The 17,446-nt window shown below is 35.6% G+C and carries 23 protein-coding genes; 3 read left to right on the top strand and 20 right to left on the bottom strand.

Features of this window, described 5'->3' with window-relative positions:
* Positions 1 to 87 precede the first annotated feature (87 nt).
* From NAT51_RS14095 to NAT51_RS14080, 4 genes are all read right to left on the bottom strand, one after another.
* Positions 88 to 492 (bottom strand): hypothetical protein, encoded by a 405-nt coding sequence (locus tag NAT51_RS14095; RefSeq protein ID WP_250599713.1) that lies wholly within the window; start codon positions 490 to 492, stop codon positions 88 to 90.
* 349 nt (positions 493 to 841) lie between these two features.
* Positions 842 to 1,585 (bottom strand): toxin-antitoxin system YwqK family antitoxin, encoded by a 744-nt coding sequence (locus NAT51_RS14090; RefSeq protein ID WP_250599712.1) that lies wholly within the window; start codon positions 1,583 to 1,585, stop codon positions 842 to 844.
* A gap of 162 nt (positions 1,586 to 1,747) precedes the next feature.
* Positions 1,748 to 2,230, bottom strand: coding sequence for a hypothetical protein (locus tag NAT51_RS14085; RefSeq protein ID WP_250599710.1), 483 nt, complete (start codon positions 2,228 to 2,230; stop codon positions 1,748 to 1,750).
* A 451-nt stretch (positions 2,231 to 2,681) separates the two neighbouring features.
* Positions 2,682 to 3,413: a hypothetical protein gene (locus NAT51_RS14080; protein ID WP_250599708.1), complete on the bottom strand. Its 732-nt coding sequence runs from the start codon at positions 3,411 to 3,413 to the stop codon at positions 2,682 to 2,684.
* 361 nt (positions 3,414 to 3,774) lie between these two features.
* Here NAT51_RS14080 and NAT51_RS14075 point away from each other — a divergent pair, with 361 nt between their 5' ends.
* The 3 genes from NAT51_RS14075 to NAT51_RS14065 all read left to right on the top strand — a co-directional run bounded on the left by NAT51_RS14075 (position 3,775) and on the right by NAT51_RS14065 (position 7,213).
* Positions 3,775 to 4,419 (top strand): hypothetical protein, encoded by a 645-nt coding sequence (locus NAT51_RS14075; protein WP_250599706.1) that lies wholly within the window; start codon positions 3,775 to 3,777, stop codon positions 4,417 to 4,419.
* On the top strand, positions 4,401 to 6,164 hold the full coding sequence (locus NAT51_RS14070; RefSeq protein ID WP_250599704.1) for a hypothetical protein: 1,764 nt from the start codon (positions 4,401 to 4,403) through the stop codon (positions 6,162 to 6,164). The genes NAT51_RS14075 and NAT51_RS14070 overlap by 19 nt, the downstream gene beginning before the upstream one ends.
* A 92-nt stretch (positions 6,165 to 6,256) precedes the next feature.
* Positions 6,257 to 7,213, top strand: a complete 957-nt coding sequence (locus tag NAT51_RS14065; RefSeq protein WP_250599702.1) for a restriction endonuclease — start codon at positions 6,257 to 6,259, stop codon at positions 7,211 to 7,213.
* A 349-nt stretch (positions 7,214 to 7,562) separates the two neighbouring features.
* Here NAT51_RS14065 and NAT51_RS14060 read toward each other — a convergent pair whose 3' ends face one another.
* From NAT51_RS14060 to NAT51_RS13990, 16 genes are all read right to left on the bottom strand, one after another.
* Entirely contained in the window at positions 7,563 to 8,054 is a 492-nt protein-coding gene (locus tag NAT51_RS14060) for a hypothetical protein (RefSeq protein WP_250599700.1), read from the bottom strand.
* Between the two features lie 582 nt (positions 8,055 to 8,636).
* Positions 8,637 to 9,056, bottom strand: coding sequence for an arsenate reductase ArsC (locus tag NAT51_RS14055; protein WP_250599699.1), 420 nt, complete (start codon positions 9,054 to 9,056; stop codon positions 8,637 to 8,639).
* 3 nt (positions 9,057 to 9,059) lie between these two features.
* Positions 9,060 to 9,185, bottom strand: coding sequence for a hypothetical protein (locus NAT51_RS19695; protein ID WP_262921817.1), 126 nt, complete (start codon positions 9,183 to 9,185; stop codon positions 9,060 to 9,062).
* Positions 9,186 to 9,187: 2 nt separating this feature from the next.
* A complete protein-coding gene (locus NAT51_RS14050) occupies positions 9,188 to 9,637 on the bottom strand; it encodes a DUF6428 family protein (RefSeq protein ID WP_250599697.1) in 450 nt (149 codons plus the stop codon).
* A gap of 57 nt (positions 9,638 to 9,694) precedes the next feature.
* Entirely contained in the window at positions 9,695 to 10,024 is a 330-nt protein-coding gene (locus tag NAT51_RS14045; RefSeq protein WP_250599695.1) for an ArsR/SmtB family transcription factor, read from the bottom strand.
* Between the two features lie 634 nt (positions 10,025 to 10,658).
* A complete protein-coding gene (locus tag NAT51_RS14040) occupies positions 10,659 to 11,150 on the bottom strand; it encodes a hypothetical protein (RefSeq protein ID WP_250599693.1) in 492 nt (163 codons plus the stop codon).
* A gap of 654 nt (positions 11,151 to 11,804) precedes the next feature.
* Positions 11,805 to 12,398 (bottom strand): dihydrofolate reductase family protein, encoded by a 594-nt coding sequence (locus tag NAT51_RS14035; protein ID WP_250599691.1) that lies wholly within the window; start codon positions 12,396 to 12,398, stop codon positions 11,805 to 11,807.
* Positions 12,395 to 12,979, bottom strand: a complete 585-nt coding sequence (locus NAT51_RS14030) for a dihydrofolate reductase family protein (protein ID WP_250599690.1) — start codon at positions 12,977 to 12,979, stop codon at positions 12,395 to 12,397. Before NAT51_RS14030 ends, NAT51_RS14035 begins: the two co-directional genes overlap by 4 nt.
* Before the next feature lie 6 nt (positions 12,980 to 12,985).
* Positions 12,986 to 13,705, bottom strand: a complete 720-nt coding sequence (locus NAT51_RS14025; RefSeq protein ID WP_250599688.1) for an exonuclease/endonuclease/phosphatase family protein — start codon at positions 13,703 to 13,705, stop codon at positions 12,986 to 12,988.
* A 58-nt stretch (positions 13,706 to 13,763) separates the two neighbouring features.
* Positions 13,764 to 14,168 carry a hypothetical protein gene (locus NAT51_RS14020; protein WP_250599686.1) on the bottom strand — a complete coding sequence of 135 codons (405 nt, stop codon included), beginning with the start codon at positions 14,166 to 14,168 and terminating at the stop codon, positions 13,764 to 13,766.
* A gap of 65 nt (positions 14,169 to 14,233) precedes the next feature.
* The gene (locus tag NAT51_RS14015) at positions 14,234 to 14,686 is read right to left on the bottom strand and encodes a hypothetical protein (RefSeq protein ID WP_250599684.1); all 453 of its coding nucleotides are present in this window, start codon (positions 14,684 to 14,686) and stop codon (positions 14,234 to 14,236) included.
* 101 nt (positions 14,687 to 14,787) lie between these two features.
* On the bottom strand, positions 14,788 to 15,204 hold the full coding sequence (locus NAT51_RS14010; protein WP_250599682.1) for a hypothetical protein: 417 nt from the start codon (positions 15,202 to 15,204) through the stop codon (positions 14,788 to 14,790).
* Positions 15,205 to 15,442: 238 nt separating this feature from the next.
* Positions 15,443 to 15,979: a hypothetical protein gene (locus tag NAT51_RS14005; RefSeq protein WP_250599680.1), complete on the bottom strand. Its 537-nt coding sequence runs from the start codon at positions 15,977 to 15,979 to the stop codon at positions 15,443 to 15,445.
* A gap of 45 nt (positions 15,980 to 16,024) precedes the next feature.
* Complete coding sequence (locus NAT51_RS14000; protein WP_250599678.1) at positions 16,025 to 16,390, bottom strand: hypothetical protein; 366 nt, start codon at positions 16,388 to 16,390, stop codon at positions 16,025 to 16,027.
* A gap of 80 nt (positions 16,391 to 16,470) precedes the next feature.
* Positions 16,471 to 17,004, bottom strand: coding sequence for a M23 family metallopeptidase (locus NAT51_RS13995; RefSeq protein WP_250599676.1), 534 nt, complete (start codon positions 17,002 to 17,004; stop codon positions 16,471 to 16,473).
* A gap of 27 nt (positions 17,005 to 17,031) precedes the next feature.
* Positions 17,032 to 17,433 carry an OsmC family protein gene (locus NAT51_RS13990; RefSeq protein WP_250599674.1) on the bottom strand — a complete coding sequence of 134 codons (402 nt, stop codon included), beginning with the start codon at positions 17,431 to 17,433 and terminating at the stop codon, positions 17,032 to 17,034.
* Positions 17,434 to 17,446 lie beyond the last annotated feature (13 nt).

The raw sequence follows: 17,446 nt of genomic DNA, 5'->3' as shown, positions 1-17,446 counted from the left end.
GTGTTTCTGTGTTGCACTTATAATGAGTGCTAAGGTCCTGCAGTTTGGCGCAGTAGCGGTTATCGCGATTGAGGGTTGGGTATTGACTTATTTTTCCAGATATAAATGTACTTTTATCAGATTGCCGGTTTCTTCATTCTTTAACGTGAAAATACATTTGCTTTCGCTGATTCTGATTATCTTAAGGTTTATTTCTTCTTCGTTATTTTCATAACTTATCGCTAGGTTTTTTGATTTTTCATCGTATGACCAAGTTCCTTTTACTGTACCAACATTAGTTACCCATACAGTACTCTTATCTTTATAAAAAATTAATTTTTCTTCTTCAGCTGATTCTTTAGGAGGTAAAATTTCTCCGTTTTCCTCATATTTTTCCAGTAGCCAAGTTTTGTTTATCAAATTTTCCAAATTGATTTCCTGTGCATTGGTTTTTAGGTTTATTAATAGGAAAAGTGAAAAGCTTAGTATGGTTTTAAGGAATATTTTTCTCATGTTATTATTTAATGTTTTTGAAACCCTAAGGTAATTTATTTTTTTGCTTTGGCAACAGTAGATTTTTTCTTCTAATTGCTATCGGGGTTGAAAGTTGAATGAACAGCAAATAGTAGCGAATGTTATGCGAGCAGTAAGTATAATCCCTTACTGCGCAGAGTCTTCTGGCTTTGAGCTGAAATTATATTTATAAGGTTTTGAACAAGTAATTCTTAAAAACTGTTTTAGGTATTTTAAAACATAATGTTAACAATACCTCAAAGTCAGGTCCCGATAGCTATCGGGATTGCGGAGCGGGGGGAAACAGGCGAGTGGTTTATTGATTTTTGGCAATCTTGCCAAACCGCTTTTAGCTATTGTTTTTTATATGATAACCACCATATTCTTTCCAAGTATTTTTCTGTGCATTCTCTCTCATTTTAATTATTAACTCAGATGCTTTTTGGGAAACAGAATTATTTATATGTTTTTTTAAATCGGTTAAGATTATAAATGTCTTATTTTCATCCTCTGAATAAAGCTTCCAGATCCAACCCCAAAAATACCATTCCGTATTATAAAAAAGACTGTCTAAATCACCATATTCATTAAGCAAAAGTTGATTATAAGAGTTGTGTAAATTTTCATCATAATATTCGACTGAATTCTTAAAATCTCCACTATTATTATACAAAACCTTAAATAGGGTATCGCCGTTTGGTGACAAGTATAAACATCCATTTTCTATCCTTCTTTGCTTTGGATTTCCATTGTTATATAGCCAGATTCCATTTACTTGAATTAATTTTCCATTCAAATCCCATTGTTTCCCTTCTGTTGAATCAAATTTGATTTGACCATTAGGATGCCACTCTTGGCCTTCTATATAATCTCCGTCCTTATAAATAGCTTTTTCTGCTAATTTGCCATTTTTATGGTAGGAAACATTTTCACCATCATAATCTCCATTTTTGTATTCGGCATATGATATTGGGTTTGTATCATCAAATATCAGTGTTCCTGTAAAGAGTTCCCCTTTGTATTTAAGATAGTTTGATCCCCAAAGATTATACTCAAGATTTGGGTCTTCTTCGTGTATTATAGGCTTTCTCATAAAATGATGGTTTGATTCCGTTGGTTTTATACGGTTGAGGTATTGCTGATATTCACAAATATACCAAAATCATTTTGTGTGTTTTTGGAAAACAAAATGAAGAAATTAAAATTAAAATGTACTGTAAGAAAAGTGTTTTTGTTTCATGATTTTGTTTCTAAACTATTCCTTTTCCTTCCAACTTAAAAAACGCCTCGTTTCATTATTGAATACTTCAACTGCTTCCCCATAGGGAAAGGAAGAAACACATCCGCTTACGCATACATAGTGAACAGTTACTAATTTTTCATTGATATTTTTTTCTTCGGAAGAACTCCAGCAATTGGATCCGCCTATCAAAACGAAGAATTTATTTTCCGAGCATAATTTTCGGGACAAATCTTTTAAACGCTGATGAATATTCGATATGGTTTTACTATCATTTGCATACGAGTCAATCATACTCAAACAACCGTAAATATGGTTAAACTTTTTTCTTTTTTTGATAACTGTTGCCAAAGAATCCAGATATGTAATTTTGGGTAGGCTGTCATGACTCCGGTAAAAGGAATTAAGTACATGATCTTCAAGGTTCTCATGAGTCTGGGCAGTTAGTGAATTACTGAGCAAAGCTAAAAGAAATGTTATCCGGAGTATATGTTTCATGACTGATTAACCTTGATTTAGTATAGATACTTTCAAATATAGTGAAATCATTGCTTTTGCGTTACTCTGTTCCGTTAGGTATTGAACATCAACTAATATTAATCGTGCGGTTGCAATAATTCATCGTGCGGAAGCAATAATTCATCGTGCGTTTGGTAATTGTAATCGTGCGGAAGGAATAATCTATCGTGCGTTTGGTAATTGTAATCGTGCGGAAGGAATAATTTATCGTGCGTTTGGTAATTGTAATCGTGCGGAAGGAATAATCTATCGTGCGTTTGGTAATTGTAATCGTGCGGAAGGAATAATTTATCGTGCGTTTGGTAATCGTAACCGTGCGGAAGCTACTATTTATCGTGCAGTACCAACTATTCACAGAATGGTAAAAAAAAACCTTGCAACAGAGAGGAAAAATCCAAATGCTGCAAGGTTTTTATTTGAATAGGTTAAACTATTCTGCTACGTTCCTGAATTTTATAGCGTTTACCTGTTTGAATTCAGTGCTGTTTGCTCCGTAGGCTGATTTGACGTATTTTTTAATTTCCAGTGCGGTGTCCACTAATCCGTTATTGTCTTCGTAAAGGGTTTTGTTTCTGGCATTTCTGGCATTGCGGATTACTGCATGGGCAATGGAGACATCGTTATTTCTTTCGAGTAATTCGCTTTGTTTGGCTGTGAGCGTCTCGATTTTAAGTTCGTTTTCGTTGGGATTATAGCTTTCTTCCGACTCCAAAACCGTGATTAAATTCCTGAAATGCTGGATTTGCAGATCGTATGACTGTTGGCTCGCACTGATGGTCACCGGAGCGGGTTCGTTTTCATTTACCGGCTTAACGATAGCGGATGCTCTTTTGCCTTGCAGTTTGCGGTTAAATCCTTTGGCATCGTCGACCATTTGTTTTGGAGCATCGGATACTGCGAGTGCGTTAACCAATCTTGTCGAGAGTTTTTTCAGATTTTCGAAGGCTATGAACCGTCTGTTGACAGCATTGTTGTACTGGGTGTTTTTTACGGATACAGAAGTGAGACTAGTTTGGGCATTTGTGGCTATGGTGTTGAGGTTTGGGATTTTGAGGTTGGCTCTTGCCGGATTGTAGTCTGCCCCATAGCTGTTGACTAAGTTTACCAGTTGCTTGAAGTTGGCTACATTTTTTGTGTGGCCGGTTTCTGAATTTGTTTTCATGATTAAAATATTTTGATCGTTGATTACGTAACGTCTCTCGTTACGTTTTTACATTTGAAGGAATTGACTTACAAATGGTGTGCCAAGATTTTTGGGATTGTTCGATTGTCCGATTTTCAGATTGTTGGATTTTTAATCTTGAAATGAGGATTTTACGGGAATCCGTAAGGGATTGAAGGGTGGAATGGAGAGATTTGTGTGGGGTGAAAAATACGTATTTATACTTATAGAAAATTGAAAGGGAATGTGGAAATTTGGTAGAATAAATGGTCAATCTAACCTTTGATAAATAAGTTTTCTAAGTTTGAAAATAATTATTTAGTTAGCGAATATTAGAAATTTTAAAAACAATGAATTTCAAATGATGATGAATGGAAGAACTACTCAAGATTTAATTGCAGAAAATAAAAAAGGAATAGCTATACTTGTTATTATAGCATTTATAATTGTAGGTTATCTCATTATTACGAAAACTCCCTTTAAAATTGGGCCAATTGAAATTGGGTCACATTCAAAAGTAATTGCGGATTCCATAAGTACTAAAAGCGAAGGGTCTATTAATGGCAATAATAATATTAATGGAGATAATAATATAAATGGTGACAATAATACTATTATAAATAATCCCATAGAAAAAGATGACAATAGAAAGCAAATTGAATATTCGTTGAGAGGTAGTACAAATCAAGATCTTATAAAAAAAGTATCACAACTCAAAAAAATAAAGATTGTTTCAAATTCGAATAATCTTATCGAAATTACTTATTCAGGAAATATTGAACTAGTAGATAATGGCTCAAAAGCATACTATTACTCAGGAGGAAATTTAAAAATCTTAATTAATAATGATTTTTGTTGTGATTTAAAAGAATTTAAAATAAATCAAATGCGTCCAAATTCTAAGACTTATATAATGGATGAAATAAATGCTTCAATAGATAACTATGTTAATTCTAATGTTGATTTAGTATCAAAAAAAATTGTTGCATGTATAAAAACTTACTAATAATTATTATTCTATTTTCTACAATTAATGTAGGATTTTCACAAATAAGTAACCAAGGTAATAAATCAATTCTAATTTATTCGGATGATAGGGGATATATGCAACCTTATATAGAAAATATAATTAGAAATTTAGTTAATACTGAAACTGAAAACCTCTATTTTAATTCTGTAAACTCATTTAATAGGTTTATTACTGATAATAAATATCAAGCTGAATTGAATGATTTAATTTTGATTCATAAACCAATTAATTCAAAATCAAGTCTCTATTATAATGAATCAGAAAGCCAGGTAAGAGAAAGAATTTATAATATATTAAAAAAGTACGATTACTTTTTGACAGTCAAGACAAATACTTTGGGTGAGTTAATTGAGTTTCAATTTCAACTTTTTGAAACAATAACTTCAGAGCAAAACACTCCATACAATATTTCAGATAGAGTTTTAAATATTGAGAACTTTTTTATAAATCCTAAAGAAAAGAATTATACATTAGAAATTAAAAATGCTATTCAACGATTATTCCCAAATACAAACAGAATCCCTGAAGTTGAATTGAAGCTTTTAGAAAACACTTTTGATGGTTCAGAAGATGAATACTTTATAACATTGCCATTGAATACAACTATTGATTTTGATGGTTCAAATTCTGGAGATTATGATACAGAAAATATTGCTTATCTCTGGCGAAATGTTATCAATAAGGATGAAAAATATCAGACTATTAGTAAAATTCCACTTGAAGAAAATAGTTCTAAACAAGTGATAAATATTAACAAAAAAGGGAGATATAAATTAGGATTTAAAGTATATGATGGAATACAATATTCTAGGGAGATAATTATAAATATTGATACAAAGGATAAGCCCAAAGAATTAATACTATTTGATTCAATTGCTACAACTACAATTTTTGAAACATTGATTCCAATAAAACCAAAAAAAAGTTTGATTGGAAAAATTTATTTTGAAAATTTAGAGTTAAAAGATAGTATTAGTAAAAATTTAATTTTATCCAAGCAATCAATTGACCAAAAATTCATTAATAATGTTGATGAGTCTTCTATTGTGAAATCTTTTAAAGTAAATAAACAAGATTATCAAAATTATTCTTTTTTTGAATTTGAAACCACTTTGCCTAATGCCCAAAAGACTGATAATAAAATATATTTTCTCTATACAAAGGATAAAGATGGTTTTTTAAATAATGAAAAGCAGATTAAGCACAAAATATTATCTAGAAGTTTTCTAAATCTTAGTTTAAAATTTTCATCAGATGTTATTGATTTTAAAGACGATGAGCATGAAGGCGGCTATTCATCATTTTATACTAGTTTATCATTTGGATTACTTTTAACTGAAAATTTTGAACTTGATTTTTCAATTCCACTATCTAATTCAAATAGTGTAATTTATAATGGTTATAAGTTTAATTATCCTAACAGATTTAATTTTTCTATAAATTATTTAACTAAGCCTGTTAGCATGGCAAAAGATGGGGAATTAAATCCAATAATTTTATGTGAATTTAAATCCTATACTTTGGAGCCAGTTACAAATGAAAATGAAATTATTTATGCTTTTAGCGTGGGACCAGGTTTTGGAGCCGAATATAAAATATCTTCTTCAAGACTTTTCGATTTTAATACAAGATTGTATCTCAATTATAGTTTTTTTTCAAGTAATACATTTGATAAAGTTAATTCATCAGAAATTTGTATAGCGACTGTTTTTAGATTTTAATTTTTTAAAAATAATAATTTTATGTTAGTGTTTTATGAGTTAAAAAATAACATCGTAATCTTGTGCTAGAAAGGTTAAGCAGTAATATTATAATGAACCCAACAATTAAAAATAAGCTTCTTTACAACGTAGTTAAATTTGAGGACTTAGTTAAAAGTCAAAGTAATAGAGATGAAATATTTTTTTGTTTCAGTGATATTTTATCTGCTTTATTATCTAAAGACAATTATCAAACAATATTGAATCCAAGTACAGATAGAAGCAAATTCGATTTTCTATGTGTTAAAAATAATCCTGCTGAAAGAATTGGTGTTTCATTTCAAAACAGTAGTTTGACTCTTGTTCCTCAGGTTCTTGAACGGATTTCAGTTGCATATAATTACCCTTATAATAGGTTAATTATAGCTAATCCAAATGGTTTTTCATCAGAATGCTATAGTTTAGTAAATAATATCGATCCAGTAAATGTTGAACTTTTAAATTTGGATGGTATTAAAAATTGGGTATCACGAATTGAAGTTGAATCAGACCTCAATTTATTACCACATGAAGATATTATTAAAATAGTTAGTAAGGTTTTTATTGAAAGAATAGTTAAAGATCCAAGTTATCTTTTAAATATTGAATGGAGAGAATTTGAGAAAACATTAGCCGAAATATTTGAGGGTCTTGCATTCAAAGTCAAATTGACACCTCCAAGTAAAGATGGGGGGAAGGATTTGATTTTGGAAATGGTTAAAGAAGGAACAGCTATAAGTTATATTGTAGAAGTGAAGCATTGGAGATCAATGCAAAAGGTAGGGCAAAATTGTATAAAAGACTTTCTTAATGTTGTTTGTAGAGAGAAAAGAGAAAGTGGCATTTTTTTGTCAACTTATGGTTTTACAGAGAATGCCTTTGAGGGTTTGACCGAACTGGAAAGAACCAAAGTTAGATTTGGAAGTGAAGAAAAAATAATTTCTTTATGTAAAACATATTTAAAAGTTAAATCAGGGATTTGGACACCATTACAGGATTTACAGGATGTATTATTTGATGAAACGTTTTAGTATTTTATCTTACTTTGATAATTAGTTATTGGAATTTAAATTCTCCATTATACGTCTAAGAAAAGTCCATTTATAAGTGACAAATTCGGACTAGTTTTCGCAGGCTAGGTTCCAATAATTGAAGAATCCCGATAGAGGATTTGTAACGCGTGTATGCAACCCGTAAGAAAAATACTGATTTACATAATGATCATTAATATTTAAAGTGAATTAATAGTATTGGAAAGCACGGATTGCAAATCCGCGCTTTCTGATTGTAGCCTCTCAATACATTTTCTCCACTTCGTTACGAAAACACTCGAGGTGACGGAAGCTAATCTTTCAATCGAATAATCGTACAATCAAGCAATCAATCTTTCTTTAAAACCTTCCCCAACAAATATTCCGCAACTTTTTTATTCTGCTGATTGATATCATGAACGGTATTCACGTTAATCTTAAAAGACAGTAGTGTTTCTGCAGTATTGTTTTTATTGATTGTACCCTCAAGTTCATAAGATATTTCACGGTCATACCCGCCATTTTCATGAATGATTTTGGAATTGTCCACTTTGAGTGTGAAGATGGTTTCATCAGTGGCTTCGTCAGTGAAATTAACCCGGATTCCTTTTTTGGTAAATAGTTTGTTGAGGTGCTCTTTCAAGTCGGCAAAATAATAATTTGCATATTCTAGATTCCCGTAGAAGGCAAAGGTTATTTGTTTCGGTTTTGTGTATTGTTCTGAATAAATACATTCAGTTTCTTTAATAACCGGCTTTGAACTTTGCGGGAAAGCAACGTTTGTACACAACAGAATGAAGAATAAGGAAATGTTTAAAAAAAATTTGCTAACTGTTTTCACGGCGTATAGTTTTAAGGCTGCAAATAAAGACCAACTTTAGTTTTTGCGCAAACCATTCCACCCCGAATTTATGAATTCAGGGTTAAGACAACCGTGAATTCATGAATTAAAGGTTTCAATTTCCGTCAAAGACATACGATGAACTCCGGCTTAGGATTTACAGGCGAGGTTCCATTCCTTGCGGAACCAGAAAAAGAAAAACTGTTTAAGTCTCGTCAGTTCGAGTGATTTTAACGTAACGCAGTGAAGGTAAAATTGTATCGAGAACCATTAAAGAAGTAGCCTCTCGATAGATTTTTACTGCGTTACTCTCCGTAAAAAAACACTCGAGGTGACGCATGCAACATGATAAAAGAAGAGAGAAAAGTTGTATCCTGTTTTTAAAAATGGTATGAGGTAAAAACCTCTCGATACATTTTCTCCACTTCGTTACGAAAACACTCGAGGTGACCGAAGCTAATCCTTCAATCCTTCATCGGTGGCTGAGCTGGGTTACTGAGCTTGTCGAAGTATCGAAGCCCAATCCAATAATCTAACAATCGGACAATCGGACAATCTGACAATCGGATAATCTGATAATCCCTATAAATATTCCCCCACAAACTCTCTACAATACTCCTTAACCATATCCCTCACTTCTCGGAATTCCGCTTCAATTTCAGCATCGCTGCCAACCGCCTTCGCCGGATCAGGAAAGTTATGGTGGAACATTTGGGCGTTAGTAGGGAAGAAGGGACAGCTTTCCCGGGCATGGTCACAGACCGTGATCACAAATTTGAAGTCAATGTCGCGGTATTCATCAATATGGTTTGACGTATGGTTTGAAATATCGATACCGTCTTCCTTCATGATCGAAACCGCCTTCGGATTAACACCGTGTGTTTCGATTCCGGCACTGTAAATGACTGCTTTATTGCCGGCGAAATGACGCAGGTAGCCTTCCGCGATCTGGCTGCGGCAACTGTTCCCGGTACAAAGGACTAAAATGTTTGTTGTTTCCATGTTTTATACGAATAACCAGATGATGTTGATGATGCAAAATTTAGGATCAAACCCAAACAATAACTGCAAGACGATTACCGAAAGTGTGATGATGACAGGTTTCCGGTATTGGATTAGCTTTTCTTTCATGCTTAACAACAGGTTGAGGTAGTGGAACAACAAGCGGCTGTCTTTTCGGTGTTTGGTGCGGGAACCCCACAGCTTGAAGAAGCCAGGCAGGCTGTTTTCTTGTTTAACAGGACAAAGTGCGAGCCGTTGAAAGCCAGGTCATATTTACCGATGGTACCGTTTTGGAATTCCACTTCGATTTCAGAGTCTTCAATTCCCAGTTTATCTTCCGAGAGTTGGATAATGTGTAAAAGTTTACCCGGTTTTAAACGGTGTTCAAAATCATTGGCGTCCCAAAGTTGGAAGTTCACGGTTTTCTCCTTGCGGATGGTACCGCCGCAATCGATAAAATGTTTGTTAATGGTACCAATTTCAGTGACGTGGAAATGCTCAGGGACAAAAGTCCCGTTCTCTAATTGGAATGCAACATCATCCAGTGCAGGAAGAATGGTTTTAATTTCAGATAGTTTCATAATAGTTGTATTAAGTTGTTTTATTGTAATATTACGATGGTTATAACTAAAAAAAGGTCAGCAACAATTGTTTGAAGAGATATTCTCCGAAAAGAAAATACCCAATTCACCCTGTATCTCGCTCCAAATAGTTTCATTAATGCAATAGCAAACACTGGTTCCTTCGATATTGCCTTTAATGATTCCTACATTTTTAAGCTCTTTTAAATGCTGCGAAATAGTAGCCTGAGCCAAACCCAGTTCGTTTACCAAGTCATTACAGATACAGGCGTTTTGCTTGATGATGTATTGGAGAATGGCAATTCGGGCAGGATGTCCCAATGCTTTGAAGAGGGTAGCCAACCGGTTTTGCTTGTTGTTAAATATCTCAGTCTTAGATGTTCCCATGATATATTTGTATATCGCAATATTACGATATATAATTTAAACTTCGAGAAAAAGAAGATGTTTTTTTTGATTGCGATATGTTAGTCCCGGTTATTATGAAGTCAGAAGTCAAGTTATAGCCACCGTGAATTCACGAATTGAGGGTTCAATTTCCGTCAAAGACATGCGATGGGTTTTGGCTTAGGACTCGTAGGCGAGGTTCCATTCCTTGCAGAATCCGTAAAAAGAAAAGCTGTCTGAGCCCGAAGGGTGAGTTCTTTTCTTTTAGGATTCAAAAGGAAAATGGAACGCCGAGAGTCCAAGACTTGATTTTGCCGTGTCTCGGCCTTAGACGAGATTTCTGCGTGTCTCGGCCTTAGACGAGACATCAAGGCAAAAGAAAAGAACAAGCCGTATCCGCATCAGCGGATGAGGTAAAATAGTCGTTTCGTCAGTTCGCCCCGATAGCTATTGAGACAGCCATAACATCGTGGAGTTAAAATTGTATCGAGAACCTTTATAAGTTGTGCCTCTCGATATATTTTCTCCACTTCGTTATGAAAACACTCGAGGTGACGGAAGCTAATCTTTAAATTCTTCAATCCTTCACTGGTGGCTGAGCTCCGGTTACTGAGCTTGTCGAAGTATCGAAGCCCTATCCTTCAATCTTTCCCAGCAAATACTTCACTACCTCTTTATTCTGCTGGTTCATGTCATGGAGGGTGTTTACGGTAATTTTGAATGAGAGAAGCGGTTCTAAAGTGTTATTGGTATACAAGACACCATCAAGTGTATACCGGATTTCCCGGTCGTAACCGCCGTTTTCATGGATTACTTTGGAATCAGACACCTTGAGTGAGAACGTAGGGGTATTTGTGGGTACATTCGGGAAACTTACCTGAATCCCTTTTTTGGTGAATTCCTTGAAGATATGTTCTTTGAGATCGTTGAAGTAATAGTTGGTATAATCATCGTCACCGGCAAAGGCAAAACTGATTTGGGTTGGTTTAGTGTACTGTCCAGTGGAGCTGTATTCCTTTTCCTTGATGCCTAATCCTGCATTTTGCGAGAAAACAGGGCAGGAGTACAGGAAAACAATAAGGAATAGAATCTTTAGAGAGAAATCAATAATGGCTTGTAAAAACATGGGTGTAATGAATAAATTGGTTTGGATCAGACTACAGAATAAAATTAATTGACGAGCGTCATGCCGTACAGTTGTCCTAATTCAAAGGCAAGAATAAGGAGCAATAGGAACAAGCCTATTATCAATAGTAAATAGCGTAAGTCTTCTTTTGTGTGGTTAAATGTTTTCATGGCGTATAAATTTAAGCCGCAAATAAAAACCGGATTTCAATTTTCTGCAAACAATATCACCTTGGATTTATGAATTCAGGGTTAAGACAACCGCGAATTCATGAATTCAGGGTTGGGGTTTCCGTCAAAGACATGCGATGGGTTTTGGCTTAGGACTCGCAGGCGAGGTTCCATTCCTTGTAGAATCCGTAAAAAGAAAAGCTGTCTGAGCCCGAAGGGTGAGTTCTTTTCTTTTAGGATTCAAAAGGAAAATGGAACGCCGAGAGTCCAAGACTTGATTTTTTGTTTCTTTGCTGTGTCTCGGCCTTAGACGAGACATCAAGGCAAAAGAAAAGAACAAGCAGTATCCGACGCAGGAGGATGAGGTAAAAGATAAAGAATGGAAGAGAATTAGTTTACTTTATGGGATTTATTTCATCAGTCGCTGTCGCTCGTGTCTCCTTCGTCGAAATGACAAAGCCACTAATTCATAAATAATAAAACACTATCCGCCAGCCGTACCCGTCTTTACATCACCATCCCTTTCGTATGTCGCAATAATCACCCCTTTTGGGGTTACCAGGTTTTCTTTCAGGGTAAAAGCAGCGGGAATGGCGTTGTCGGCAAATAGTTTTTTGCCTTTGCCCAGAATAACGGGGAATGTTTTGATTGTGAGGACGTCGGATAAATCATGTTGGAGGAGGAGCTGTACCAATTCACTGCTTCCCCAGACCTGCAGGTCAGGACCATCCGTATGTTTTAAGGCTTTGATCTCGGCTACATTTTCGAGGAAGATCGAGTTGTTCCAATCAGAGTCTTTGACTGTTTTCGACAGCACATATTTGGTACCCGCATTAATGGCAGGCCAGAAGTGGTTGTGATTGGGCCAGTAATTCTCCCAGATTTCGAATGTTTTCCGGCCCAAGAGGTAATCAGACGGTTCCATTTCCTTTTTCAGTGCTTCCCCAAAAACCGGATCCCCGAAGGCAGCTGTCCAGCCGCCGTATTCAAAACCGTTTGAGGTATCCTCTTCCGGGCCTCCTGGGCCTTGCATCACGCCGTCAAGAGACAGCATGGATAAGATGATTATTTTTCTCATAACGGTATCTTTTTGAAGGAGTCTGCAGTAAAACGCAGGTGCGAATGGTAGTAAAGAATGATGGCCCCCGAATTAAAGGTTTTGGTTTTGACCAAAGATAAGACTACCCTTTCATTGATGTTTTTAAACAACGGCATACCTCCTCCCGCAATTACCGGATGTAGGCAGAGTTGGTACTCATCGATCAGGCCAAGCTGTGTCAGGGCAATAATCAAACTGGGGCTTCCCACTAAAATGTCTTTGCCTTCTTCCTGTTTGAGCGCCAGGACTTCCTCTTTCAGCTCATTTGTGGCGATGCGTGCTGTATCCCAGTTTGTTGTTTCCAGTGTACGGGAAAACACCACTTTCGGGATGCGGTCGATCGAGTGGGCGAAGTCATCCGTTTCCCGGATGCCGGTAGGTTCCTTCAAAACCGTAGGCCAGTATTCCATCAGTTGGTATGTGATCCTGCCGTATAAAACAACCCCGGATTCGTCCAGCAAATCCGTATAATGCTGGTGCATCTGTTCATCCGGAATGATGGCGGTGTGGTCACAAAACCCGTCGAGTGTCATATTGATTGCTGCAATTACTTTTCTCATGGGATATCATGGTTTAGCGTTAAATTCAACGATTAAAGGTTTATGGTCGGAGTACATCGACCAGTCTTCGTATTTACCCACTTCCACCGATTTGAGGTTTTCCATGAAATCGGCCGAAGCAAAACAGTAATCCAAGTGATAGGGTTTGTCCTGATGGCGGTACAGGTACCAGGTGGGATGCGCTTCTTTTCCCTGAACCTGATTGAAAAAGGTATGGTAGGTACTGTATATTTTCTTCGCTTCCAGTTTGGCCACCACCGTTGAATGGTTCCCTTCCCGTCTGGGTTTGTCCCAAATCGTATTGCTGTTAAAATCCCCGATCAGGATCGTGTTGGTTTCCGAGAGTAAATCTTCATAATATTTCAAGGCTTTCCAAACCTGGGTGACATAGGCACCGTCTTTGTCTCCGGGATTATTGGCCCAGATGGCAAAGAGCATAAATTCCTCTTTGTCTTTTGTAACCGAAATGGGCAGAATGTTTTTGAAGTTGGTATTATGGCAGTCCAGTAACTTCAGTTTGTAGTTGTTGAAGGCGAAGATGCCAATTCCTTTGTTTTGGTTTTTGCCGTGCCAGATGATATCATCCGGTGTTTGTAATCCTTCGGCGAAGCTTAATTTCTCCGGGTTTTCACATTCGGGAACCACGAGAATATCCGGATTGTAAGCGAAAATAGGTTCCGCTTTTTTCCGGAAAGCCATGTTACAGTTCCAGGTGATGATTTTCATTGTTCCGTACTTTTAATTGGTTGTAAAACCAATTAAAAGTACGAAATTTTAGGATTGGTTATTCTACAACGTCAATAACATAGGTTATAACCGAATTGTACAAATTACCAATTTTAATAACTCTTTTAAATTCGGTTTTTTTCAGGATACTTTTCTTTAAATCTACCTGCTGAATTGTTTTGTTACTCATTTCCAACGGGTATTTTTCTAAAATTAATGCTACATCTTTATCACTGTAATTGTATATTTTTTTTGTGTAAGCAGCTACTTTTTCTTTTAATTCCTTATCATCGACAATTACTTTGGCATTAATAATGTAAACAGAATCTTCATTATTGAGTTCTGATAACTTTATGGTTTCTGTCGCAGTAAAAGGTTCCCCGCCTAAAAAATTTGGATGTTTCGGATGGAAAATATTTTCTTTATCCAATTCAAATCTTTTACCGGAATAAAGAAAATACATTTGTATTTGTTTTAATATTACGATTTCGACTCCTTTATCATTTGCTATGAAAAGTTTTGTTCCTTTTAAAGAGCTTTTTCTTTCTGGATTTTTTCTTTTGCAATAAAATCATCAAGTATCTTGTTGCAGGTCAACCTTAATTCATTTTCATTATCGATTCTAATAAATTCCCCGTATTTTGAGAACTTAATGCGTATTTCCTTTCCCTGCAATTTTGAAATAACTTTGTCCTCAGAGTCATCTACGGTTGGAGACAATTTACTGTTGGTGAAAATCCATTGTAAAATATAACCGTTTTCATTTTTCTCAACGACTTTAATGGTTGCGTTAAAAGTAGAAGTACTGTTAACTGTTTTCCTGTCAACTATTTCTGATACAGTTTTTTTGGTAACCAGAGTGTGGGTGTCATTTATTTCCCATTTCGGGAGAATGTCGATTATTTCAGGTTTTTGTTCCTGTCCGTACAGGTAAACTGAAAATATTGATAATAAGACAGTAAGTATTTTTTTCGGATTCATTTTCTTTTGGTAAAGATTTGTAATTGGGGATTTTTGGCAAAGATATCGAAAAGAGTAAAATTGATTTAAGAAGAATGGAAAGTTTACTGAGATTATCGGTATCAATTCTTTTTATAATAATAGTCAATCGCTTCGTCAAAAGTCTTATTGTGTTTTTCGTACAGGAGTGTCAGATTTGCTGAAAAAGCGGGAAATGCAATTTCAAGATTCCAGTTTTGTTTAATAGCCGGGAACTGCTCTTCGATTTTTTTAAGAAAAACATACCATCCGGGTGTTTCTTCTGAAATAGTAAATAAAATATCGTCATCACAGAAAACATCCATCCGGATTTCATCTAAAGTATAGAGATCAACTTTGTAACCAAACAGCGCCTGAATACCAGTCCAGGCAATACTATGGCTATGGCCATTGATTTCAACACCAAAACCATTATCGGAATAAGTAAAAAAGCCAAGATCTGTCAGACTTGCCTGAAAATCTTTTTTAATCTGCTCTTTATACTCCTTTGTTCCGGTCAAAATAATTTTCTTTTTTGGTTCGAATAAGCGGTACGTCATTAAGACAGCACATAATCCAAAAAAAATCAATCCGGGAATAAAAACGGTGAAAATGCATATAATGACAAAAAACCAACAGATTATCAGTGATGTGAAAAACCGGAACCGGTTTATGTAAATTACTTCTTTGTCAGGTGTTTGCAACATTGGTTTTTAGTGGTTCCCTTCAATTTTAAATGGAATTGTATTTATAACTATTTTAATTGATATTGTTACTGTGTTGAGTAGAATTCATTCTTCTTTCTTCAAGCAATTCAGTTACTGCTGTTTTAGCTTCATCAGTAAGAATTTCATTTTCAAGTTTCATTTCAAGTTCTCTTTCAGACAGGTTTTGAAATCCTTTTTTAAAGAACATAAGTTTAGCATCCGATTCTTCTTTTTCATTTTTACCGGTATGGTAATACCATTTGCGGATCATTTCCCTTCTTTTATAGACTAAAATAAGCAGTAAAATCAATGACAATATGTTGATTTGTAGGTCGATATTTGAGGATTTGATTCCCGTGTGAAAATTAATCGTACTGAACGTGATGTGTTCAAAAAGCGAGAAAAGCAATAATAACATTAAGAAGTGACTGCCATATTTTGGTAGTTTCCAAAAGCATAAGGTTGCAATCGTTAAACCGGCCATTCCGATTTTAAATTGCGGACTTACATATGGATTTACGGCCAATGAAAAAGCGACATTTATCCAGAGGATTATAAGTATGATTGTTTCAGTTTTGAATTTAGGCATATTGCTATTGAATGGTATAGGGTAAAAAGCTATTCTGGTTTAGTTTTATTTCACTCTGACAAATCTGACAGGAAACTTATTTCCTTCAATTGAACCGGTACCGGTTATGACGTTGCCTTCAATTTTTTCAAACTTGACATTCATCACCACACCGGGTTTGAACGGGAAATCAGGTAATGTTGCTTCGGTCAGGGTTGCATTGTATTCACAATCGTTTACCCATTTTAAATCCGACTTGATAAAGTATTTTCCATTCTCGAAGGACTCAACATGTTTATTGTCTTTAATGATAACCGTTCCGGTATTTCCGTCATCGTATTTCAATTCACAATTTTTGAGAAATTTACAATCGGTTTGTGAAAATGATAAGCTGCTAAGACATAGGAATAAAAGTGTAAATAATGATTTCATAAGTATGGGGTTTGGGTTATGGGTGTAAAGATAAGTTTTTTGGATAATCAGAAAATAGTAAGTGCTCTGTATCGTAAATATCAATAACTACTTTTCGCATTCAGTTTTTCAACAGGGTTTAAATAAAACATTTTTTTCCAGCCCTGAGGGGTTTTGTCGGCACGCCACACATAAGGGATTAAGGTAAAAATGGAATAATGCAGATGAGACGGTTTGCCTTTTGCGTTTCCGGAAGTGCCCACAGTCCCGATTGTATCTTTGTGGCCCACAACTGAAAAGACGGAAGTTTGTATCGTATCCAAATGGGCATAATAATGAAGACGCCATTTCGGGCCCAATACCAGCACAATATTGCCGCCCATTTTGATTTGGCCGCTGTAAAGCACAATGCCTTTCGTTGACGACACTATCGGTGTGCCTGTTTTGGCAAATATGTCTACACCTTTATGGGTTCCCGATTTTCCCCATGGGTAATACCAAAACGAATCTTTATTGTAACTGCTTGTGGTGGCGCCGGTAACCGGCATTTTAAAACTTTCGGGAAGTGCCAGAACAATAAGGATAAAGGTTAGAAGTACGAGCAGGATTTTTTTCCTTCGGGAAGTTTTATTCATATGTAGGTTGTTTTGAAGCAAAAGTATTTATTTTTCCAGTGTCACGGCAATGCCTTTGCGTAAGGTATTATGGATTTCGGCAATGGTGTTTACATACGCTATTAAATCTTCAATCTCTTCCTCTGTAAGCTGTTCCGATTCTACATTTACTTTGTATGTTATTTTCTGTGCCGGTTCTCCTTCTTTTCCAAACGTACCCGAAACCGTAACTTCCACGGCATCGTTTTTTTGATTCCGTTTGGCAGCTTCCCTGTAAATATCATTGCAGAAACAGGTGGCAATGGATAGGAACAGCAATTCCCCGCCATTAACCGCTGATCCGAATCCGCCATCCTTTGAAGCAATTGCAATAGTCTTCTCATTGTTTTGGGTAGAAACAATTACTTCGTTTTTTCCGAAAGTATTCTTCAGGGTAGCCGAAATGTTCATGTGAAAGGATTTA

The sequence above is a fragment of the Flavobacterium amniphilum genome (assembly GCF_023634845.1).
In the GTDB taxonomy this organism is placed as follows: Bacteria; Bacteroidota; Bacteroidia; order Flavobacteriales; family Flavobacteriaceae; genus Flavobacterium; species Flavobacterium amniphilum.
Note: the sequence above shows the minus strand (reverse complement) of the source record. Positions and strands in the feature narration are given on the sequence as shown.

Coding starts and splice junctions, on each gene's coding strand:
- NAT51_RS14095 (WP_250599713.1), bottom strand. CDS start 492: ATGAGAAAAATATTCCTTAAAACCATACTAAGCTTTTCACTTTTCCTA.
- NAT51_RS14090 (WP_250599712.1), bottom strand. CDS start 1,585: ATGAGAAAGCCTATAATACACGAAGAAGACCCAAATCTTGAGTATAAT.
- NAT51_RS14085 (WP_250599710.1), bottom strand. CDS start 2,230: ATGAAACATATACTCCGGATAACATTTCTTTTAGCTTTGCTCAGTAAT.
- NAT51_RS14080 (WP_250599708.1), bottom strand. CDS start 3,413: ATGAAAACAAATTCAGAAACCGGCCACACAAAAAATGTAGCCAACTTC.
- NAT51_RS14075 (WP_250599706.1), top strand. CDS start 3,775: ATGATGATGAATGGAAGAACTACTCAAGATTTAATTGCAGAAAATAAA.
- NAT51_RS14070 (WP_250599704.1), top strand. CDS start 4,401: ATGTATAAAAACTTACTAATAATTATTATTCTATTTTCTACAATTAAT.
- NAT51_RS14065 (WP_250599702.1), top strand. CDS start 6,257: ATGAACCCAACAATTAAAAATAAGCTTCTTTACAACGTAGTTAAATTT.
- NAT51_RS14055 (WP_250599699.1), bottom strand. CDS start 9,056: ATGGAAACAACAAACATTTTAGTCCTTTGTACCGGGAACAGTTGCCGC.
- NAT51_RS19695 (WP_262921817.1), bottom strand. CDS start 9,185: ATGAAAGAAAAGCTAATCCAATACCGGAAACCTGTCATCATCACACTT.
- NAT51_RS14050 (WP_250599697.1), bottom strand. CDS start 9,637: ATGAAACTATCTGAAATTAAAACCATTCTTCCTGCACTGGATGATGTT.
- NAT51_RS14045 (WP_250599695.1), bottom strand. CDS start 10,024: ATGGGAACATCTAAGACTGAGATATTTAACAACAAGCAAAACCGGTTG.
- NAT51_RS14040 (WP_250599693.1), bottom strand. CDS start 11,150: ATGTTTTTACAAGCCATTATTGATTTCTCTCTAAAGATTCTATTCCTT.
- NAT51_RS14035 (WP_250599691.1), bottom strand. CDS start 12,398: ATGAGAAAAATAATCATCTTATCCATGCTGTCTCTTGACGGCGTGATG.
- NAT51_RS14030 (WP_250599690.1), bottom strand. CDS start 12,979: ATGAGAAAAGTAATTGCAGCAATCAATATGACACTCGACGGGTTTTGT.
- NAT51_RS14025 (WP_250599688.1), bottom strand. CDS start 13,705: ATGAAAATCATCACCTGGAACTGTAACATGGCTTTCCGGAAAAAAGCG.
- NAT51_RS14020 (WP_250599686.1), bottom strand. CDS start 14,168: ATGTATTTTCTTTATTCCGGTAAAAGATTTGAATTGGATAAAGAAAAT.
- NAT51_RS14015 (WP_250599684.1), bottom strand. CDS start 14,686: ATGAATCCGAAAAAAATACTTACTGTCTTATTATCAATATTTTCAGTT.
- NAT51_RS14005 (WP_250599680.1), bottom strand. CDS start 15,979: ATGCCTAAATTCAAAACTGAAACAATCATACTTATAATCCTCTGGATA.
- NAT51_RS14000 (WP_250599678.1), bottom strand. CDS start 16,390: ATGAAATCATTATTTACACTTTTATTCCTATGTCTTAGCAGCTTATCA.
- NAT51_RS13995 (WP_250599676.1), bottom strand. CDS start 17,004: ATGAATAAAACTTCCCGAAGGAAAAAAATCCTGCTCGTACTTCTAACC.
- NAT51_RS13990 (WP_250599674.1), bottom strand. CDS start 17,433: ATGAACATTTCGGCTACCCTGAAGAATACTTTCGGAAAAAACGAAGTA.